A 2287-nucleotide genomic window follows, 5' to 3' on the forward strand; every position below is an offset into this window, starting at 1 on the left:
CCCACACGAGCGCGTCGCAGGCCGGCGTGCCGCCGGCCGCGTAGATCGCGTACAGGCCGCCGGCTTCCAGTTGCGTCCACGTATCGGGCAAGCCGTCGATCGCGAGCCGGCTCACCGTGCCGATACGGCCGCCGGCCGGCGCGCCCAGCAGCGCGCGCAGGCGGCCCAGCAGGCCGGCGGCGCCGAGCGCGGGACGGGTGGCATCGAGTTCCGTGTTCACGGCGTTCCCCTAGTAATCCGAATAAAGCCGCACCGGCGTCGGCGTGACGAGCCAGCTGCGTTGCGCGCGCGCGTCGAACGCATAGCGCAGGTACACGAGCGCCGAACTCGGCGCGTAGTCGTGCGACCGGTCGACCTTCAGCTGCGCGCCGACGCTCAGGTGCGGGTTCACGCGGTACTCGACGATCCCGTTGATCCCGTACGAGAACGACACGCCGCGCGTCGAGCTGCCCGTGTACACGAACCCGGCCGCCACCTGCGCGGCCCGCTGATCCGACGACATCGGGTAATACAGCGAATCCTTCTCGTAGCTGTTCGAGATCCCGCCCGTGACGGTCAGGTCCCACGACAGCGCATCGTGCCGCCCCGCCCATTCGATCGGCACGCCGAGCGACAGGTAGCGTTGCGGGCTGTAGTAGCCGCCCTGCCCGTACGTGTAGTAGCGCAGGTTCTCCGCGTAGTGCCATGCGTTGCCGACGAGCCCGGTGCTGACCTTCATCGTCGCGCGCTCGTACACGGGTACCGTGAAGCCGGTGCGCAGCGTGACTTCCGCGTTGCGTTCGACGTTGCGGCCGGACAGCACGCCCGCGCCGAGTTCCGCGAACAGGTTCGTGCGGCCGACGTCGACCGACGCGCGCACGGTCACACCGTCGCGGCGCACGCCGCCCCAGACCGCGCCCGTCCACGGGTCGCGCATCCCCGAGTACGACAGCACGCTGCTCGTTTCCGGCCGCCGCGACGCATTCACCGAGAAACTGGCCGGGCCGGCGTCGAAGCGATAGCGCACGCCGCCGACCAGGTAATGCACGGGGAAACCGAGCGGCGACGTGCCGAAATCGAAGCGCCATGCGTCCGTCAGGTAGCCGGCGCCGAGCGCGACGCCCGTGGCGGTCTGGTGCAGCGAGCCCGGCGGATTCGCGATCGATGCGGGGGTCAGCGCGTTCTTTGCCTTGAGATCCGCGTAGCTGCCGAACGTGGTGAGCGAATACGCGTTCGGATTGCTCGTGTCGAGCGTGCCCGGGTCGAGATGCACGGTGTCGATCTGCGCGAACACGTGCCCGTCGTAGCGGATCGGCATCTGCATGTAGATCGGCACCTGCTGCGCGCGATACGACGAGATGCCTTCGTCGCCCGACTTGTAGGCGGGCGTCCAGCCGGTTTCGATCTCGGGATTGCGCCGCTGCTGGAGATCCGCGAACGCGGCCTGCGCAGGCGTCAGCCCGTCACGGCCCGGGCTCACGCCCGTCGTGCGCTCCTGCGACTGCGACAACCGGTACAGCGACGCCGCATCGTCATAGCGCCCCTGCGCCTCGGCCACGCGGCCGGCCGCGACCGTCACGTCCGGGCGCGACGGATACGCGGCATGCAGCCGGTCGGTCACCTGCCCGGCTTCGTCCGGACGGCGCAGCGCATTCAGGCGGCGCACGGCCGACAGTTGCGTGTCGACGTCGTCGTCCGGCGTGCGGGCCAGCACCGCCTGCACGCGCGCAAGCGCCGCGGCCCGATTGCCGCTGTCCTCGTCGATGCGGGCCAGCGCGAGCTGCGTATCCGCATCGTCCGGCGTGCGCGCGACGGCCGGCGCAAGCGCGGCGCGCGCCGCATCGTAATGGCCTTGCGCACGTTCGAGATCGGCCAGTTCGAGCGCATAACGCTTGTCCGCGCGGCCGGCCGGGCTCGCGCGATCGAGCCGCTTGCGCGCCTGCGCGTAATCCTGCTGCGCGATCGCGTCGTCCGTCTGCCGCAGCACGAGCCGCAGCGACTGGTCCTCGATCCTCGCCGTCTGTGCGGGCGTCAGCGACGGTTCCCGGCGCAGCGTGTCGAGCCATGCGGCGAGCGCGTCGTCGCGCCCCGCGCTGCCGAGCAGGTCGCCGTAGCGCAGCCGCACGTCCGCGTCGGCGTCGCGCGGGTGCGCGGCGATCCAGTCGTGCAACGGTGCGAGCCCGCGGTCGGGTTCGCCCGCGTCGATCCATTGCGCGCCGATCGCGGCGAGCATGTCGGGATCGTCCGGCGCACTCGCCTGCGCTTGCGCGAGCGACGCGGCAAACGCCGTGCGGTCGCCGCGCGCGAG

General features: G+C 71.3%; 1 protein-coding gene and 1 pseudogene. Both read right to left on the bottom strand.

The genetic code is table 11. The features are described 5' to 3' along the window. Positions 1-220 (bottom strand): annotated as a pseudogene (locus G3N98_RS39015) (cellulose biosynthesis protein BcsE); the annotation flags it as partial. Positions 221-229: 9 nt separating this feature from the next. Further along, the coding region (locus G3N98_RS39020) for a cellulose synthase subunit BcsC-related outer membrane protein (RefSeq protein ID WP_206151100.1) at positions 230-2287 on the bottom strand (2058 nt) is incomplete at its 5' end.

This window comes from Burkholderia sp. Tr-20390, assembly GCF_017104595.1.
In the GTDB taxonomy this organism is placed as follows: domain Bacteria; phylum Pseudomonadota; class Gammaproteobacteria; order Burkholderiales; family Burkholderiaceae; genus Burkholderia.